The organism is Mucilaginibacter sp. 21P (genome assembly GCF_019331605.1).
Lineage (GTDB): Bacteria > Bacteroidota > Bacteroidia > Sphingobacteriales > Sphingobacteriaceae > Mucilaginibacter > Mucilaginibacter achroorhodeus.
Window position 1 is genome coordinate 4354487 of sequence record NZ_CP063061.1, and the last position, 18053, is coordinate 4372539.

19 protein-coding genes are annotated in these 18053 nt (G+C 42.7%); all 19 read right to left on the minus strand.

Features of this window, described 5'->3' with window-relative positions; all coding sequences use genetic code 11:
• Nucleotides 1-53: 53 nt before the first annotated feature.
• On the minus strand, nt 54-1658 hold the full coding sequence (locus INP83_RS19415; RefSeq protein WP_219125573.1) for a NuoM family protein: 1605 nt from the start codon (nt 1656-1658) through the stop codon (nt 54-56).
• On the minus strand, nt 1658-3721 hold the full coding sequence (locus INP83_RS19420) for an NADH-quinone oxidoreductase subunit L (RefSeq protein WP_255563196.1): 2064 nt from the start codon (nt 3719-3721) through the stop codon (nt 1658-1660). The genes INP83_RS19415 and INP83_RS19420 overlap by 1 nt, the downstream gene beginning before the upstream one ends.
• The gene (locus INP83_RS19425; protein WP_219125574.1) at nt 3718-4461 is read right to left on the minus strand and encodes a TonB-dependent receptor plug domain-containing protein; all 744 of its coding nucleotides are present in this window, start codon (nt 4459-4461) and stop codon (nt 3718-3720) included. The genes INP83_RS19420 and INP83_RS19425 overlap by 4 nt, the downstream gene beginning before the upstream one ends.
• Entirely contained in the window at nt 4458-5348 is an 891-nt protein-coding gene (locus INP83_RS19430; RefSeq protein ID WP_219125575.1) for a hypothetical protein, read from the minus strand. The genes INP83_RS19425 and INP83_RS19430 overlap by 4 nt, the downstream gene beginning before the upstream one ends.
• A complete protein-coding gene (gene nuoK / locus INP83_RS19435; protein WP_219125576.1) occupies nt 5348-5653 on the minus strand; it encodes an NADH-quinone oxidoreductase subunit NuoK in 306 nt (101 codons plus the stop codon). Before nuoK ends, INP83_RS19430 begins: the two co-directional genes overlap by 1 nt.
• Nucleotides 5650-6174 (minus strand): NADH-quinone oxidoreductase subunit J, encoded by a 525-nt coding sequence (locus INP83_RS19440; protein WP_255563197.1) that lies wholly within the window; start codon nt 6172-6174, stop codon nt 5650-5652. The genes nuoK and INP83_RS19440 overlap by 4 nt, the downstream gene beginning before the upstream one ends.
• A 26-nt stretch (nt 6175-6200) precedes the next feature.
• The gene (locus tag INP83_RS19445; protein ID WP_255563198.1) at nt 6201-6734 is read right to left on the minus strand and encodes a 4Fe-4S binding protein; all 534 of its coding nucleotides are present in this window, start codon (nt 6732-6734) and stop codon (nt 6201-6203) included.
• A gap of 151 nt (nt 6735-6885) precedes the next feature.
• Nucleotides 6886-7956, minus strand: a complete 1071-nt coding sequence (gene nuoH, locus INP83_RS19450; protein WP_219125579.1) for an NADH-quinone oxidoreductase subunit NuoH — start codon at nt 7954-7956, stop codon at nt 6886-6888.
• A gap of 107 nt (nt 7957-8063) precedes the next feature.
• Nucleotides 8064-8900, minus strand: a complete 837-nt coding sequence (gene murI / locus INP83_RS19455) for a glutamate racemase (RefSeq protein WP_146272933.1) — start codon at nt 8898-8900, stop codon at nt 8064-8066.
• Nucleotides 8901-8961: 61 nt separating this feature from the next.
• Nucleotides 8962-9474, minus strand: a complete 513-nt coding sequence (locus INP83_RS19460; protein ID WP_146272932.1) for an OmpH family outer membrane protein — start codon at nt 9472-9474, stop codon at nt 8962-8964.
• A 42-nt stretch (nt 9475-9516) separates the two neighbouring features.
• The gene (locus INP83_RS19465) at nt 9517-10047 is read right to left on the minus strand and encodes an OmpH family outer membrane protein (RefSeq protein ID WP_146272931.1); all 531 of its coding nucleotides are present in this window, start codon (nt 10045-10047) and stop codon (nt 9517-9519) included.
• Nucleotides 10048-10063: 16 nt separating this feature from the next.
• Entirely contained in the window at nt 10064-12622 is a 2559-nt protein-coding gene (gene bamA, locus INP83_RS19470; protein WP_219125580.1) for an outer membrane protein assembly factor BamA, read from the minus strand.
• Between the two features lie 62 nt (nt 12623-12684).
• Nucleotides 12685-13425, minus strand: a complete 741-nt coding sequence (locus INP83_RS19475) for an isoprenyl transferase (RefSeq protein ID WP_146272929.1) — start codon at nt 13423-13425, stop codon at nt 12685-12687.
• A 267-nt stretch (nt 13426-13692) separates the two neighbouring features.
• Nucleotides 13693-14211, minus strand: coding sequence for a biopolymer transporter ExbD (locus INP83_RS19480; RefSeq protein ID WP_219125581.1), 519 nt, complete (start codon nt 14209-14211; stop codon nt 13693-13695).
• Nucleotides 14212-14331: 120 nt separating this feature from the next.
• Nucleotides 14332-15105 carry a DUF6089 family protein gene (locus INP83_RS19485; RefSeq protein WP_219125582.1) on the minus strand — a complete coding sequence of 258 codons (774 nt, stop codon included), beginning with the start codon at nt 15103-15105 and terminating at the stop codon, nt 14332-14334.
• A gap of 9 nt (nt 15106-15114) precedes the next feature.
• Complete coding sequence (locus INP83_RS19490; RefSeq protein WP_146272926.1) at nt 15115-15996, minus strand: NAD kinase; 882 nt, start codon at nt 15994-15996, stop codon at nt 15115-15117.
• 12 nt (nt 15997-16008) lie between these two features.
• On the minus strand, nt 16009-16671 hold the full coding sequence (locus INP83_RS19495; protein ID WP_146272925.1) for a CBS domain-containing protein: 663 nt from the start codon (nt 16669-16671) through the stop codon (nt 16009-16011).
• 3 nt (nt 16672-16674) lie between these two features.
• The gene (locus tag INP83_RS19500) at nt 16675-17436 is read right to left on the minus strand and encodes an alpha/beta fold hydrolase (protein ID WP_146272924.1); all 762 of its coding nucleotides are present in this window, start codon (nt 17434-17436) and stop codon (nt 16675-16677) included.
• 110 nt (nt 17437-17546) lie between these two features.
• Complete coding sequence (locus INP83_RS19505; protein ID WP_146272923.1) at nt 17547-17996, minus strand: GatB/YqeY domain-containing protein; 450 nt, start codon at nt 17994-17996, stop codon at nt 17547-17549.
• Between the last annotated feature and the right edge of the window lie 57 nt (nt 17997-18053).

An 18053-nucleotide genomic window follows, 5' to 3' on the forward strand; every position in this document is an offset into this window, starting at 1 on the left:
ATTACTTACAGGATGCAGTTGATCGATACTTTCCATAAACCGGTATCAAAAAATTATTTCACCTGCAAAAAGCTTACAAATGCCAGCACGGCATCGTTTATTTTACCAAATACCAATGATGGCATAATACCCAACGCTAATGCTAAAAGCGCCAAAGGCAACAAAGCGGCTGTTTCGCGGAAATTGATATCCGTTAAAGCTATTTTCCAGATCTCGCCACCTTTTAATGATACCGTGCCGAAGAACATTCTTTGCAGCGTCCATAACAAGTAGGCGGCACCTAACAGGATACCCACTGCACCGCACACCGCCATCCATTGCGGTAGCAAGCCGTTAACCGAACTTGATTTAAAAGCTCCCGCCAGCGAGAAGGCCTCTGCCACAAATGCCGAGAAACCCGGCAAACCAAGTGAAGCAAAAAAGGCGATCATCACATAAACCGTATAACGCGGCATCAGCGATGCCAATCCACGGAAGTTATAGATATCCCTATCGTGCACGCGGCCGTAAACCACACCTACCAGGAAGAACAACATCGATGATAAAAACCCATGACTGATCATTTGCATAATGGCACCGCTTACACCTTCGGCGGTAGCTGAGGCAATACCAAGCAACACAAAGCCCATATGCGATACGGATGAATAAGCGATCAACCGTTTAAGATCACGCTGCGCCAATGCGTTAAAGGCGCCGTATAATATGGAGATAACCCCTAACAACCCTACCCAAAAAGCCGATGATATAGCTGCATCAGGGAATATACCCATGCAGATACGAATTATCCCGTAACCACCTATCTTAAGCAACACACCCGCTAATACGATAGATACTGGAGTTGGTGCCTCAACGTGCGCATCGGGTAGCCAGGTATGCAGCGGTACAACAGGCACCTTTATGGCAAAAGCCACAAACAACACCACAAAACCAACAGTACGTGCAGGCATGCCCAATATAGTAGCATGACTTAATGTAGAAAACACTGAACCCTGGATATAATTTTTAGGATTCATCATGTGGATGATGTTAAACGTGTGATTGCCTGTTGCAGGATCAGTTACCGATAAGTACAAGCCAACCATTACTAACAGCATAAATACCGAGCCGAACAGGGTATAGAGAAAAAACTTAATGGCTGCATATTCCCTTCGAGCACCGCCCCACATACCGATGAGGAAGTAAAGCGGCAGTAACATTAGTTCGTAAAAAGTATAGAACAGGAAGAAATCCAGTGCGCAGAACACGCCCATCACCGCCATATCCAACAATAAGAACAATGCAAAAAAGCCTTTTAGATTACTGTTGATCTCCCAGGATGATATAGCGGCTACTACCATCACCAAAGCAGACATCACCAGTATGGTTACCGACATGCCGTCTATCCCCACAAAATAATCTATCTGCATTTTACCCATACTACCCAGATCAAGGTTTATCCAAGGCAGCTTTTGTACAAACTGAAACTGTTCTTCGTGGTTAATGCCTCCAAAACCAGCGCCTGTTTTAAAGTTAAGATAGATAACAATGCTAATCACCAGCTGCACCAGCGTTGCCGCCAGGGTAAGGTATTTAAAGCTCGCACGCATGCTCGATGGCAATATCAATACGATGATACCAAACAGTACAGGGGTAAATATAAGGAGCGATAAAAGGTTCATCAGGTCCAGATCATTTTAAAGATAAAAACAAAAGCCAGCACCAGTAACATGCTGTATAAATAATATTGCACCTTGCCACCCTGAAAACGGCGTGCAAAGTTACCTATTGCCTGCACAATGCCCGCAATTAAATGCAGTAAGCCGTCAACAATATTCCTGTCAAACCAGGCTGCGGTGGCGGCCAGCGACGTACCGATCCTGGTAAATAAATGGACAAGTCCATCTACCACCTTTTTATCAAACCAATACAGCAGGTTACTGAACCACATCACAAATTTGACGACAACACGGTTGTAAAACCTATCGATATACCATTCATTATAAGAAATTCGATAGAGCAGTCCAGTTTGCGGAAATGACCATGCATTGCGTTTGCCATACAATGCAAAAGCGGTATACATTACAAATACGGCAAGCAAGTTCACCAGTATAGGGATGATAGTATGGTAAATATTTTCGCGCACCAGGAAATTCGATGGCAGGAAACTTTTATAGATCCAGGCATCTTCGTAAAATACCGGGCTATTTGAGAATAACGGGAACAAACTACAGATTGCTAAAAACACTAACGGCGCTTTGTACAGCCAGTTGCCATCGCCCATATGGATATGGATGTGCGGATTAACTTTCTGCAACCTGAACTCACCGAAGAATACCTTAACCACCAATCGGGCTACGTAGAATGCAGTGAGTACGCTGGTTAGCAGGGCGAAATACGGTACTACAGTAAACACAGCGCTTTTACCTTCGGCCCAAACGAATGATTGTATCAGTATGCCATCTTTAGACAAATAACCCGATGTAAAAACAAAACCTACCAGTGCCAATGCACCAATAATGGTTACGATGAACGTTAACGGTAGCTTTTTGCGTAAACCACCCATGTGCAGGATATTCTGTGGATCGATATCTAAGTTGTTGTCATCCTTGATGTGTTTCATCTGGTGGATAACGATACCGGCTACCAAAAACAACAGGCATTTGAAAAACGCATGCGTTACCAAATGGAACAGCGACGAAGCGTAAGCCCCAACCCCCATGGCCAGCACCATAAACCCTAATTGCGAAATAGTTGAATATGCCAGGACGCGTTTAAGATCATTTTGGGTGAGCGCGATGGTTGCCGCCATAAATGCGGTGAAGCAACCCACGATCGCTAAAATGGTAAGTTCGCTTTCTGTAAATAATGGATAAACCCTGCCTAACAAGAATACGCCTGCCGCAACCATGGTAGCAGCATGTATCAATGCCGAAACAGATGTTGGGCCTTCCATAGCATCGGGCAGCCAGGTATGCAGCGGGAATTGCGCCGACTTAGCAGCGACAGCCAAAAATATCCCGGCAAAAGCCACATACTGCCATACCGTCGGCATAGCGCTATGCGGACCAGCCCACATACCTGCAGCAATGTTTGATAGCTGTACAAAGCCTTCTTTGCCAAATAATGCTTCAATATCAAAAGTACCAAACAAGGTGAACAGGATGATGATAGCCGTTAGGAGACCAATATCGCCTATGCGGTTCATAATGAAAGCCTTTTTGTTGGCCATCACCGCACTTTGGCGGGTAAACCAAAAACCGATGAGCAGGTATGATGAAAACCCTACCAGTTCCCAAAAGGCGTATAGCATTATCAGGTTATCTACCACAACCAGGCCCAGCATACTGAAACAGAAAAGGCTCAGGTAACGAAAGTAGCGGCTGTACCCTTCATCGTCCCTCATGTAAGCAATGGAGTAGATATGCACCGGCAAAGCGATCATTGGTACCAATAGCAGCATCAACACCGATAGGTTGTTGAGTAGTACACCAGCTTGCACTTTAGTAGCTCCAATAATGAACCAGGTAGTTTGCGCGTGTATAACAGGTGCATTCCAAACCGATAAAAAAACTTTAACAGCCAGCACTAAACTTACCACAATGGCCGTGGTTGAAACCAGCGCCGCTATTTTACTTTTATAAAAAACGAGAAGGTTCAACACAAACGCAACAAAGGGCAATGCCACCGCCCAAATGGCGAAGCTTATGGTTTGTGCATCGGTATGTGATAGTATCGGGATCAATTGTTTGTTTTCGCTTTTGCTTTTTTTGCGGCGGCTTTGGTGGTGATTACTATCACGCCTCTATAACTTGCTGGACTGTGTAGCAGCACAGCCGCCGCGCTGTCTTTCAAAACATTAACACTTTCAATATCATTAGGGTTAATGGCTTGTAGCTTAACTTTATCTACCTTTACGCCATCGATGATGTAAAGTGGATCATTGTTAGCAATTGGCAATTTGTTATCATTTGCATCAATTAATGCTTTTGTGCCTTTAGCGCCTGCTTTGGTTGCAACTAATATAACGCCATTTTTACCCTGGTCGCCGTATAATGCAGTCGCACTCGCATCTTTTAAAACACTTACAGTTTCAATATCCTCCGGCTTTAGGGCCTTAAATACCCGGCTATCTACTTTGTAGCCATCCACTACATATAGAGGGTCGTTTAACAATGATGCCGACTCACGCAACTTGATTGTAGTTGTATCCGCACTTGTGGAGTTTTTGGTTGTAACCAAAACCACACCATTTGCGCCTTCGGGGCCATACTTCGATGTTGCCTCCTTATTTTTTAAAATGGTTACACTCTTAACATTAGCGCTGTCTAAACTTTTAAGGTCACCATTATATTTTTTGCCGTCCAAAATTATCAGGGGCTTGTTATGGTCAAAGTTACCTGTTGCAGTCCCAGGCTTAGTAATTTGCGCTCTCACGCCTATCGACGCAAAAAAGCAGATCATCATCAATAATAACTTTTTCATGGTGCAGGTACTTGGTTTAATTCGATATTCAAGGTGGCCGGTATGCGGTTTTTACGAGTGCCTTTAGCCGGTGTAAAACTTACGGACGAAATATCGGCACTGTAAAGTTTAAACAGGGTAAGCAGATCGTCTTCATTTCCACCTATTAATGTTGTACCATCGCTCACTACATAATTAACGCCATCATCTTTACCACGGCGGCTGCGGATATAACGCTTGTAGGCTTTTGACATAGTGCCAAACTTGTACTGGTAAAGCTTTTTACCATACACCTTTGAGGTAACGTTAAGCGTGGTATCGTTATCCTTTGAGCCGACGAACTTTGGCTGTATAAGCGTATCTATTGCCAATATTTTTTCAGGCGCTATATCGCTTACGCTGCCAAAGGTTACTTCCTCGTTGTAAATAAATGATTTTTTTACAGGCAGTGTAGTAACGGGTTTTACCGGAGCACTTGCCATACCATTTGGCATATGCCTGGCCTTTATAAATACCGCACCGGCAGCAGCCTTAGCGCCATACATAGCACGAGCGCTTTTGCGCTTTACAACCGATACTTCTAACACGTCATTCACATTGATATCGCGCAGGTTACCTTCATAAGGCACATCATTGATCAGCACATAGGGTTTTTGTTCTCCCTCCGGAGGATCATTAAAAACCATGCGCTTGTCGGCACCCATGGTTACATATTGAAATTCTTCCTCGGGCTCGGGATCGGGCTCAGCGTAACTGCTACTGCCACCACCACGATGATGACGCCTTTTCTTGGAAGATTTTTTTACCGACAAATGTTTTGCTTTCTTTTTTGAGCTGCTTTTTTTCCGCTGGGCATCCACGCTGCCTACGGTAAACAATACAAGCAATATGATCAACAACCTTTTCATTAGTCTTTTAACTGGTTTATTTTATCAGGGTCGATGGTTTTATATCGCCGATAAACATTTAAAATTATAGCCAATGCAACTGCAGTTGTTGCAGCGGCCAACACAATGGCAAACAACGCAAAAACCTGCCCGCCATTATTTGTGCGATCAAATTTACCAAAGGCCACCAGGTTCAGTATTGCAGCATTCAGCATCAACTCAATACCGATAAGCACCTGTATTGCATTCTTTTTTGATACGATGATAAATACACCGATGCAAAACAGCAGTACGCTTACTATCATAAAATCCTGCTGGGTTATCATGCCTGGTTTGCTCCTTCCCTGCGTGACAGGTGCGCCGCGCCAACCAAAGCCACCATCAGCAAGATGGATATAACCTCAAAAGGCAGTAAGTACCGCGTCATTAAATTAACGCCTATCTCATTTATCCCTGTGCCGTTGATTGGCATAGTAGTGCCAGCCTTAACAGACTCGATTACCCATGGCAGCTGATCTACATGTGCTTTAAATATCACATTGAGCATTATCACCGCAAACAAGCCCGCCAGGAAAAAAGCCGGTGCATTACTTAAACTGATGAACTTATTCTTTTGTACCTCGATCTTGTCCAGCGCCTCTTTACCTGAAAGCATAAAGGCGAACAATATCAAAACTAAAATACCGCCAACATAGATCACTATCTGTGTTACAGCCACAAAATCGGCCAGTGTCAATACATAAAGACCCGCTAAACCAAACAGCGTGACAAAAAACATGAAAATACTTCGCACCAAATTTTTACCGGCAGCAACTACCAACGCAGAGCCGAGAGTGATAAATGCCATTAAGTAAAACAGTATTTTTATCATGCTCATGCTCCACCCTCCTTTGCTTTAAGGGCAGCTGCTTTTGCTGCGGCCTTGGCAGCCTGCTGCTCGTCAAACAAACGGCGTTTTTCTGCAGCATCCTCGGGCGACATATCAGTAAATTCATAATTAAGATCGGCCAGTTGGAAACTTGTTCGATCATACTGATTGGTCATGGTGATACACTCGGTGGGGCAAACTATAGTACACAGACCACAGTACATGCATTTGGCCATGTCTATATCAAACTTAGCCGCATACAACATCTTTTTCGAGCCATCAGAAGTTTCACCGATAACGCCCTCTGTTGATTTTATCGACTCTATATCTATGCAGTTAACGGGGCATATCTTAGCACAAAGGTCGCACACAATGCAATCGTCAATTTCAACATCCAACTGGTAGCGCCCGACCTCCGGCACAGGTAAAGCCTGTTTGGGATATTGGATGGTGTTAGTGCTTTCCTGCTGTTTAAAATAATTATTATCGGTTACAGATATAACCTTACGTTTTGAATTAGACGTAAAAAGGGTTTTCATGGTGAGGGAAAGTCCCTTCCATGCAGTTGTTAAGCCTTTTATCGTTTGTCTAATCATTTATTTGTCTTGAATCATGATGTGCCTGATTAAAGAATTACCATGATCTTCTTTTGTCTTGATTCCTGATTCTTGTATCTTAATTCTCTTCCAATCACATTACCCACAATCGCCATATCCCAGATATCAGCATACATAAAAACGCCAGCGGTGTAAGTACTTTCCAGCAAAGGTTCATGAGCTGGTCTACCCGCAAGCGGGGCAGCGTCCAGCGGATCCACATTTGCATACCCACTAATCCTAACGATTTTATCAATATCCAAAGTATTCCCCAACCTGCGCCTGTAGTCCAGTCGGCCAATTTTGCTGCGCCGATATTGGGCAAAGGTGTATTCCAGGCGCCAAGAAAAAGGATCACCCCTATCATAGATACCAGGAACATCATTGAATACTCGGCCAGGAAAACCAGCGCAAACTGAAGGCCCGTAAACTCAGTATGGAAACCGGCAACAAGTTCTGATTCTGCTTCTGGTATGTCAAACGGCGCACGGTTACTTTCTGCCAGCGATGCAATAAAATATATCACAAAAGCAACCAGTAAATGCGGCGCTTTAAAAACGTTCCATGATAAAATGCCGCCAATATGCGTAACATCCCAAAAGCCAAAAAATTTGACCTGCTCTGCCGATAGCACACCTTGCTGCATAGCAATATCCTGCAGGTTTAATGTTTGCGCCACCATCACAACGGCAATAATGGAAAAGCCTGCAGGTATTTCATAAGAGATGATCTGCGCAGCAGAGCGCATGGCGCCCAATATAGAATACTTGTTGTTTGATCCCCAACCGGCCATCAGTATGCCAAGGGTTTCTATGGAGATGATGGCAAAAACGTAATACAAACCAATGTTGATGTTGGCGGGTATTAAGCCAGGCCCCCAGGGCAATGCCACAAAACCTAAGTAAACACCGATGAAAATGATGACAGGTGCGGCTACAAACAATATCTTATCAGCAGCAGCAGGAATGATTATCTCTTTTTGAGCCATTTTCATCATATCGGCCAGTACCTGGAGGGTACCGTATTTACCGGTTTCCATAGGGCCTAAACGGTTTTGGATAAAGGCACTCACCTTACGCTCGGCATATACACCAAACATGGTAAACAGGGCCACAAAACCAAATAAACCTGCAGCTACGATAAAATATGTAAGATAAAAACTCAAGTCGGTTTGCTAAGGTTGCAAACTTACTAAATGCTATGGATAGTTGACTGTTTAGGTAGTTGTTTTTTAAACCTTATTTAGAACGTTTCTACAAAGTTGACCCTTGCCTAACACTGCCTAACATCAGTGAATGTGCTTTTGATAATACTGCCAAAAAACTCTGAGGCATGCTTATCAAATTCTGCGGTATTATCCATAGTGGTAAAAAACTGTCTGCTTCTGTCTTGTGCGAGGCGTTGTTCCATTTCCGGATGGCGATGGAGATAGTCTGCTAAACTTTGGGCAACGATGTCTCCCTGCCCAACAACCTTGATATGAGAAGGTAAATGTGCTTTTATTTTACCTTGCAGCAATGGGTAATGTGTACAGGCCAGCAAAATGGTGTCTATGTCATTTGATTGGGCCATCAACTCATCCAGATATTGCTTAACAAAGTAATCGGCACCTTCATTTTTATAATCGCCGCTTTCTATCAATGGGACCCATAACGGGCACGCTTGCTGATGCACTTTCAAGTCAGGGAAAAAGTGTTCGATCTCCAGCAGGTATGAACCGGATTGCACTGTTCCATTGGTCCCCAATACGCCAATGTGCCTGGTTTTGGTGTAATCGCCTATAACTTCTGCGGTGGGGCGTATAACGCCTAAAACGCGCTTATCAGGATGGGTTGTTGGCAGATCATTTTGCTGAATGGTACGTAATGCTTTGGCCGATGCGGTGTTACAAGCCAAAATAATAAGCGGGCAACCTTGTGCAAACATCCATTGCACGCACTCCCAGGTGTACTGATGAATAGTGTTGAAAGACCTGTTGCCATAAGGCGCCCTGCCATTATCGCCAAGGTACAGGTAATCATAAGCAGGCAACTTTTCAACTATGGACCGAAAAACGGTTAAACCACCTATCCCCGAATCAAAAATACCGATGGGCCCTTTTGCTGTCATTTGCTCAAAAATAAAAAAAGCGCCCCAATGAGGGGCGCTTTTCAAATTATTTACGCTTAAATTATTTTAAACCTAATTTAGTTTTAACAGCCGGTAAAAGATCATCAGCAGCAGGAGATACAACTAAATAGTCGTTAGTGGTATCTAATACATAACCGTAACCTTTTTCTTTAGCAGCAGCTTCAACAGCACCACGTGCTTTATCGATAAGTGGTTTACCTAACTCGCGTTGTTTAGCTTCTACTTGTTGCTGAGATGATTGTTGGTAATCTTGTAAACGTTTACCGATATCTTGCAACTCGTTCTCAGCAGCAGTACGCTGTGCATCAGTCATGGTAGCTCTTTTTTGCTGGTAAGCCTGACCTTTAGTTTGGTACTCAGTGTTTATAGCAGTAAGCTGATCAACAAATTGTTTTTGATATGCTTCAAGTTGAGTTTTGATAGTTTTGGTCTCAGGCATCATGTCAATTAACTGAGAAAAGTTAATGTGACCAATTTTAGACTGAGCCTGGGCAAAGTTGCCTGCAAATAACATCCCTGCTGCAACTAAAGCAACTTTTAGTAGTTTTTTCATTTTTGATTTTCTGTGTTTAATAATAGTTCTATTGTATAATCTTTACTTGGCCAACACACCCGGTTTTAAACCAAGGCGGGTAATAACCTGATCGCTCTTGTTGTAACGAGGGCTTGCATATAGCATAATAACCTCGCTGTTCTTGTCAAAAATCATGTCTAAATTTTCGCTCTCGGCAACAGCCTGTACAGCTTTAGACACCTTGTCCTGGATAGGTTTAATCAGCGCATTGCTTTTTTTAGACAGATCACCATCCGGACCAAAGATTTGGCGCTGGTAGTCTTTCGCTGCCTTTTCTTTATCTACGATCTCCGCTTCGCGACGTTTCCGCTGCTCAGGCGTCATTAATACCTGATCGGCCTGGTAAGCTTTGTATAACCGCTCTATCTCCTGAAAACGGCCGTCCACATCTTTTTGCCATGATTCTGACAACGCTGCCAATTGCTTCTGCGAAGAAACATATTCAGGCATATGTTTCAAAATATAATCAGAATCCACATAAGCAAAACGTTGTGCAAATGCTGCTGTAAATGCACTGAACGTAAAAAAAAGTACTAAAATTATCTTCCTCATATACGAATATGCAAAATTAATTAAATCCGCCGCTTAAGCTTTGTGAAATTGTGAAGTGGAAGTGACCTTTATTAGCATCAGGCTGGCCAGGTATAGCATCGAAACCATAACCGTAGTCCAAACCAAGCAAACCAAATATCGGTAAGAAGATCCTTGCACCCACACCCACAGAACGCCTTACGTTAAACGGATTAAACTGGCTAAAATTATCCCAAACGTTACCACCTTCAGCAAAAGCTTCCAGGAAGATAGTTGCCGATTGGCTGGCGATAACCGGATGCCTCAACTCTAATGTGTATTTGTTGTAAATGGCATTACCCTGGTTAGTGTTAGCATTTTGGTTTGAACCGATTGGAACGATAGAGAAGTTCTCGTAACCGCGTAAACCAATTATATCTGTACCCTGTAAGTACTGGTAAGTTTGCATACCATCACCACCCAATTTGAAACGCTCAAACGGAGATGTACCTACCAGTTTATTGTATTGACCCAGGTAACCGAAACGCACCTGCGACATTAATACCAACTTACCTGCTATACGGTTAAACCACTGGGCATCAAATTTCCATTTGTAATATTCCACAAAATGGTAGCGCTCCTCCGGCGTTGCAATTTTATAATTGATATTATTGAACAACGAGTACGGCGGTGTTGCCTGTATAGTTAATTTAATGTTTGAACCCTGTGTTGGATAGATAGGTGCATCAACAGAGTTACGACTTAACTCCTGGGTTAGCTTGATGTTGTACGATGTACCATTCTCTAACACGTATCCACGGTAGTTATCCAGATTGTAGTGGTCAAAGTTAAGTGAGTAGTTAAGGCGGAAATAGTTATCCGGCCAGTTTAATACCTTACCTAAAGTTACACCCACACCGTTTATACGTAACCTATTATAGTTAGGGCTCGATTTTGGATAATATTGGCCTGTAGATGATCCTTGCGTGTAAGCTGATAACGCAAAGAAAATAGGTTTTTTACCGCCTAACCATGGCTCAGAGAAAGTGAACGAAAAGTTTTGATAAATACGACCGCTCGACTGGCCACGTAAGCTCAATTTCTGACCATCACCCTTAGGCAGCGGCTTGTAAGCTTTCCAGTTAAATATGTTACGTAACGAGAAGTTGTTGAATGTTAAACCCAGTGTACCCACCAACTGGCCACCACCGAAACCACCTGAAAGCTCGATCTGGTCTGATGGTTTTTCAACTACGTTATAGATCAGATCTACCGTACCATCAACAGGGTTAATGTTAGTTGGTTTTGGTTCTGTTTTCTGCTCGTCAAAGTTACCCAACTGACCGATCTCGCGCGCACTACGTATCAAAAGCTCTTTGTTGAATTTCTGACCAGGTTTGGTACGTATCTCACGCATTACAACCTTATCGTTAGTAACATCGTTACCTTTTAATATAACGCGGTTAATGGTGTATTGCGGCCCTTCGTATATACGGATATCCAAGTCTACTGTGTCATTATAAACACGTGTTTGTACCGGATCTGCGTTAAAAGTAAGGTAACCGTTATTAAGATATAATGAAGATACATCGTCGTTATTTGGGGTAGGGCCTGTTAAACGTTTATTTAACTGATCCTCGCTAAACACCTGTCCTTTTTCTATTGACAGGATACGGGTAAGCAATTCTGCATTGTATGTTGCGTTGCCGGAGAATTTAATGTTGCCGAAGTAGTATTTAGGGCCCTCGTGAACTTTTATTCGCACGTCCACGGTTTTCTCATCATGCATGGTAACCGTATCGCTGATGATCTCTGCATCGCGGTAACCACGCTCCTGCATTTTTTCTATCAACGTTTGCTTATCCTCATCATATTTGTCCTGCTTAAATTTCTTTGAGCCGAAAATATGCCAGAATTTCTTTGGCCTGGTATTTTTAAGGAAACCACGGAGTGTACCATCAGATAACTTGCTGTTGCCTTCAAACGTAACACTATTGATCTTAACCTTACTATGCTTATTAACGGCAACATCCAGGATAACGCTGTTAGGGTCGCCCGGGTCTTTAGTTTGCTTAATGTCTACCGTGGTGTTAAGATAACCTTTCTCATTAAAGTGTTTTTTAATGATAGCGGTTGTAGTACTCAACAGGTTTTCGTTAACAATTTTACCTGTCTTGTCGTTCAGTTTTTTGTTCAGGTCTTCTATCTCACCCTTGCGTAAACCGGTTATATGCAAACGTGATAAACGCGGGCGCTCGGTAACGGCAATATCCAGGAAAATACTATCTCCTTTTATTGCGGTAATGTTAAGTTGCACATCATCAAACAAACCTTGTTTATAAAGGTCTTTTATAACTGTAGCGTTTTGCTCGCCGGGAAGATTGATCTTATCGCCCTTGTTTAGTTTTGATATGGTAAGGATAACATCTTTATCCAGATGCTGTACACCACTAACGGAAACACCACCAATAATATAATCTTTCGGATTAAGATAGCTTAAACTATCTGCCGGAATAGCGCCACCTGGAAGAGCACCACGCTGCCCGCCGCCGGATACTTGTGCCAGCGCCGCAGTGCTTATAAATGATAAGATAAGAGCAAAAAAAACTTTATTCATCCGAATATTTTAGTGGGCTAAAAATAATTTATACAGTTGTTAAAAAGTGTTAAAAGTAAAATTTAATTTACCTGTTCACTGGTTTTGCCAAATCTGCGTTCGCGTTTCTGGTAATCTAAGATGGCTTCAAAAAGGTCTTCACGCCTAAAATCAGGCCATAGTTTTTGCGTAAAATAAAGCTCGGCATACGCAATTTGCCAAAGTAAATAGTTGCTTATGCGGTATTCCCCACTTGTTCTTATTAAAAGTTCGGGGTTGGGCATACCTGAGGTGTATAAATTATCTTCAAACATTTGTTCGTTAATGTCCTCAAGCTGCAACTCGCCGCTTTGTACCTTTGCTACCAATTCCTTTGCAGCATGTACAATCTCTTCTCTTGAGCTATAACTTAGCGCCAGCGTTAAGGTTAAACCGGTATTCACTGATGTTTTTTCAATAGCTGCCTCCAGTTCTCTATGACATTTACCGGGCAACTTATCCAAATCGCCAATTGCATTAAGGCGTACATTGTTTTTCATCAGCTTGGCTATCTCCTTGTTTAAGGTAGATATCAGCAGCTCCATAATTGCGGTAACCTCAAGTTTTGGGCGGTTCCAGTTCTCGGCGCTAAAAGTATAGAGTGTTAGATACTCAACACCCAGGTCACCTGCAGCCTCAACCACATCACGTACAGAAAGCACACCGTTATGATGACCAAACACTCTTAATTTGCCCTTACCTTTTGCCCAACGGCCGTTGCCATCCATAATAACTGCAATGTGGCGGGGTACTCTCTGAAGATCAATCTGGTCTATATAACTCATTTGTTTAACGGTTTACACAGCACCGTTTATGCTGATGTACCTTTTTAACCTGTGGCATTTTACCGTCACAAGATGCACAGTAACCAATGTTATTTTTTTCAGGTGACAAAGGTAAAAACTTAGTTTGTATTATTTTAGTATGGATTAAAAAAGAAATCTGCCTTGTTTTCCACTTTCGGGCTGATAGCCAACAGTTAACGCTAACATAAAAAAAGCGCCGCAACTTTTAGTTACGACGCCTCACACATGGTTTAGGTTAAGAATCTTTTAAAATGCCTGTTTCTGTTTAAGCAGGTCGATATCAGTTTTATCGATGTTTGCTATGGCAAACTGCTGTATGTTGTTAATATTCATTTCATCCAGTGTATTGACCAGGTTTTCATAAATGGAAGTTTCGGCGGGTTTTATCACTACTATTAAGTCTTTGCCTGTGGTTTTCCGTACTTCATCCCGTACCTTAGTAATTGCGCGACGAAGGCCGCTTTTACCGTAATCGGTTATAGTTGCGGGAATCTTTGGATTTTGCGGCTCGCCCAGGTACCATACGGCTTTATTGTTGTTACCAAGGCAGATGGTCATGGTGCGGGATTGTGGTACCGCGCCACTCTCCCCTACCGGCATTACAACATCCATAGCTTTTGGTTTGCTTAGGGTGGTAGTGAGCATAAAAAAGGTTATCAGCAAAAATGCGAGATCAACCATTGCGGTAAGATCAACCCTTAGGGCTGCTTTCTTTGTGCGAACTCTGTTACCGCTTTTCTCGGGGTTTGTGTTTAGCTCGGCCATGGCAATATGGTTTTAAAGGTTAATAATTGGTTTCTTAATTATTATACCGATAAATATACCGCTTTGTTTAATAAAACAAAATATTATTTTGTTTTGTTAAGTTTTGCAGAATTTTAAATATTAGTAGTAACATTTCGATGTTACGAAAGTGTAGGAAATAGTGAGCCCGAAAAAACCATACAGATCTTTAGATTTAAAGTCACCGCGCTGCGAACCTATAATGGCCGGCCCTGCACCAACCTCGCCTGATCGGTCGGCGAGGCGTGCTGCGTTGCTGTTAGGATTAGGAAATGTACGGTATACGCCGCTTACGTCATCCAAAAAATCGGTGTTGGCGTAGCGGTAACCCAGCTCGGCACCTAATGTCCATTTACCGCCGATGTTATATTTAAAACCCGCGCCAAAGGGTATAACCAAGGTTTTTGTTCCATAAGCGGTACCCTCTGTTTCTAATGGCCGCAGATCAACCCTATTACCGTCTAACATAGCTTGCGGATTGTAGGATGTTATACCTGCCCCCAGGAAAACATATGGCGTGTAAATATTTTTGCCTGCATCGGGTATATAGCTCATAAAATGAAAATCCAATATCAGGCTAAGCTCTTTTAATTGATCAGTAAAACTAAGGTTACGCTGCCGAAATTGCTCGATGTGTGATGTGCTGTCGGCACCGCTTATTTGACCGTACACAAAATTAAGGCGAAGCCCCAGGTAGCGGTCAAAATTGCGCTTTACGAATACGCCGCCAAAGCCGCCGCTTGGCTTAAAAGGATTGTTGGTATTAAGGTCGCCTACGTAGGCAGTTGCGCCGGCACTGCCGCCAATCTCCCAGGTTTGGGAACGGGCAACAAAGCTTGTTAATAGCAATAATAGTAAGGCAGCGTATTTGCGCATTAAGTAAAGTTAATAATTACGGGCATCTAAACCCCATAATAACTTTTTCCTAAGTGTAGACAGGTAGCTTTCATTATTAAGCCTGATAAGGTTGAGCTTAAAATCGGCCTTGTAAACCCTAAACTGCATGGGTTTGTCAATGATCGCCGTACGGCTGTCACAAGATACAATATAATTATTGCCGCGATAATCCACATCTATTGATACCCGGCTTGTGTTTGGCAATACCACCGGCCTCACATTTAAATTATGAGGGGCAACCGGTGTTAGGGCTATACTATCAGACTGCGGGAAAATGATAGGACCATTACAGCTTAAAGAATAGGCGGTTGAGCCGGTTGGTGTTGAAACGATGATACCATCGCCCCAGTAGGAGTTTAAGAACTCGCCATCTAAAGCCACATGGCAGGTGATCATGGCCGAGTCATCACGTTTGTGGATGGTAATATCGTTAAGTGCAAAATTATTGTCGCCGAAGATCTTTTCATCGGAATCTATTACCAGTAGTTCACGACTATCTAATGTATATTCTTGATTTACTACCGCATGTATTGCTGCAGCGATATCACTTTTGTTGATGCTTGCCAAAAAGCCCAGGCGCCCAAAATTGATACCAATAACGGGGATGCCGGTATCGCGCACAACGCTCACCATATCTAAAAGGGTACCGTCGCCACCAAGCGTAAGAAATATATCGATATGACCTTTTAAAGCCGAGTCACAATTAAGCACGGTGAACGCCGATGTATCGATGTGGTTCTGTAAATTCTCGTTTAAAAGCGGATGGATGCAAACCTCCACATTATGTTGTAACAAGGTATCAAATACCTGCCTGATGTACGGAAATATAGATGCATCATTGAACTGCCTTCCGTAAACTGCTATTTTCATGTGTGGCTTTTGCTATAGATTGAGGTAGTTCATCAATGAATCATACCTATCCATCGAGTTATCATTGTTATCGGTAGAATTAAAGGTAGCCTTTACCTCGTAACTGTATCGCTGAAAGGTTGCCAGTATGTTTGAAACATCCTGCTTATTCACCTTCAGTGTTACTTCCATACGGGTAGAGTCTGGAAAGGTACGGGTATATGAGCTCAGGATCTGTGCATTATCAGACTCAACCACCTGCGACATGTGTGCCAATGAGTTATTCTTGATATCCACTTCAAGCACAATAATACCGCCCGGCTCTGAACAGGAAGTAAGTTTGGCAAAATACTCTGCCATGCAATTGATACTGATAAGCCCCTGATATTCTTTTTTTTGATTGAGTACAGGCACTATTGTAAGCTGCTGTTCATAAAACAAACGGATAACATCGTAGATGTGCTGCTCCTCTACCACATAAGGGTTTACAAGAGATAACGCAAGTGCACCTATCGGCGTGTTATAATCAGGCTCTTCAATCAGGTCATCTTCACTTACCAATCCCAAAAACTGGTCTTCGTTTACAATTGGCATATGGCGCACACGAAACTCTGCCATACGGTCAAAAACCTTCTGTATACTATCAGAGGTATGTACCGGGGGTATCGCGTCTTCTATAAGCTCAATTGCACGCATATATTATCGTTTTATTTTATCTAAGAAACCCTTAAGATAGGTATTAAATTCCTGAGGGCGCTCCATCATTGGTGCATGCCCGCATTTATCTATCCAGTGCAGTTCTGAGTTTGGCATCAGCTGGTTAAATTCAACAGCTACCTCCGGCGGGGTAATTTTATCATCACGGCCCCATATCAAACAAACCGGCATGGTTATCTTGCGCAGTTCGTCTTTCATGTTATGCCTAATGGCAGATTTCGCCATTGCCAAAATGCGTATAACCTTAGGCCTGTCATTTATGGTTTGGTAAACATCATCTACCAGTTCTTCGGTAGCAATTGCAGGGTCGTAAAATGTGAATTGTACTTTCTCACGCACAAAATCCTTATTCTCACGCCTCGGGAATGATCCGCCAAAGGCATTCTCATATAAACCCGAACTACCGGTTAGCACCAACGCCTTTACATAGCCAGGATGCGCCAGTACATAAATTAAACCCACATGCCCACCAAGCGAGTTACCCAACAGCGTAACATTTCTCAGCTTTTTGAATTTGATAAACTTGTGTACAAATTTAGATAATGCCCTTACACCGGTAGTAAGTATAGGCAATTCATATATAGGCAGCATTGGTATAAGCACCTTATACTCTTTACTAAATTCTTCAACAACATCGTGCCAGTTGCTTAAAGCGCCCATCAAGCCGTGTAAAAGCAAAAGCGGTTCGCCTTCACCAACTTCGATATAGCTAAATCCATGTTCTTGTCTAAGCACCAGCTCCATATAATTGTAAGTAAGTTCTATTTTATCTGTTAAGGCTTAGCCTCAACTGTTGTAAAATTATAATTATAAATACAGTTTCACACCTTTTATAGATAATTAAGCCGTTGACTTTACCCTAAAAGCTGCTTAACCACCTCAGATACAGTTTTACCATCGGCACGGCCGGCAAGCTCTTTATTGGCTACGCCCATTACCCTGCCCATATCTTTTACTGAGGTAACCTCTAACCTTGTTATCAATTCTTGTATGTAACCTTCTATCTCAAAACGCGTCATTTGTTGTGGCAGGTATGGTTCAATAACATACATTTCGGCCATTTCAATATCGTAAAGGTCTTCGCGGCCTTGTGTTTTGTATATGTCTGCAGATTCTTTACGTTGCTTTATCAGTTTTTGCAACACCTTTATTTCTGCTTCCTGTGTAAGTTCTTCGGCTGCGCCTTTTTCTGTTTTAGCCAGAAGCAGAGCCGACTTAATGGCGCGTAAGCCACGCAGCCTATCGGCCTGCTTGCTTAACATTGCCTGTTTGATATCCTGGTCTATTTGTGATATAAGTGACATGGTTCTTTAATTTTAGTCCGGAAGTCCGATAAGTCGGAAAGTCCGGATTGGGTTGTT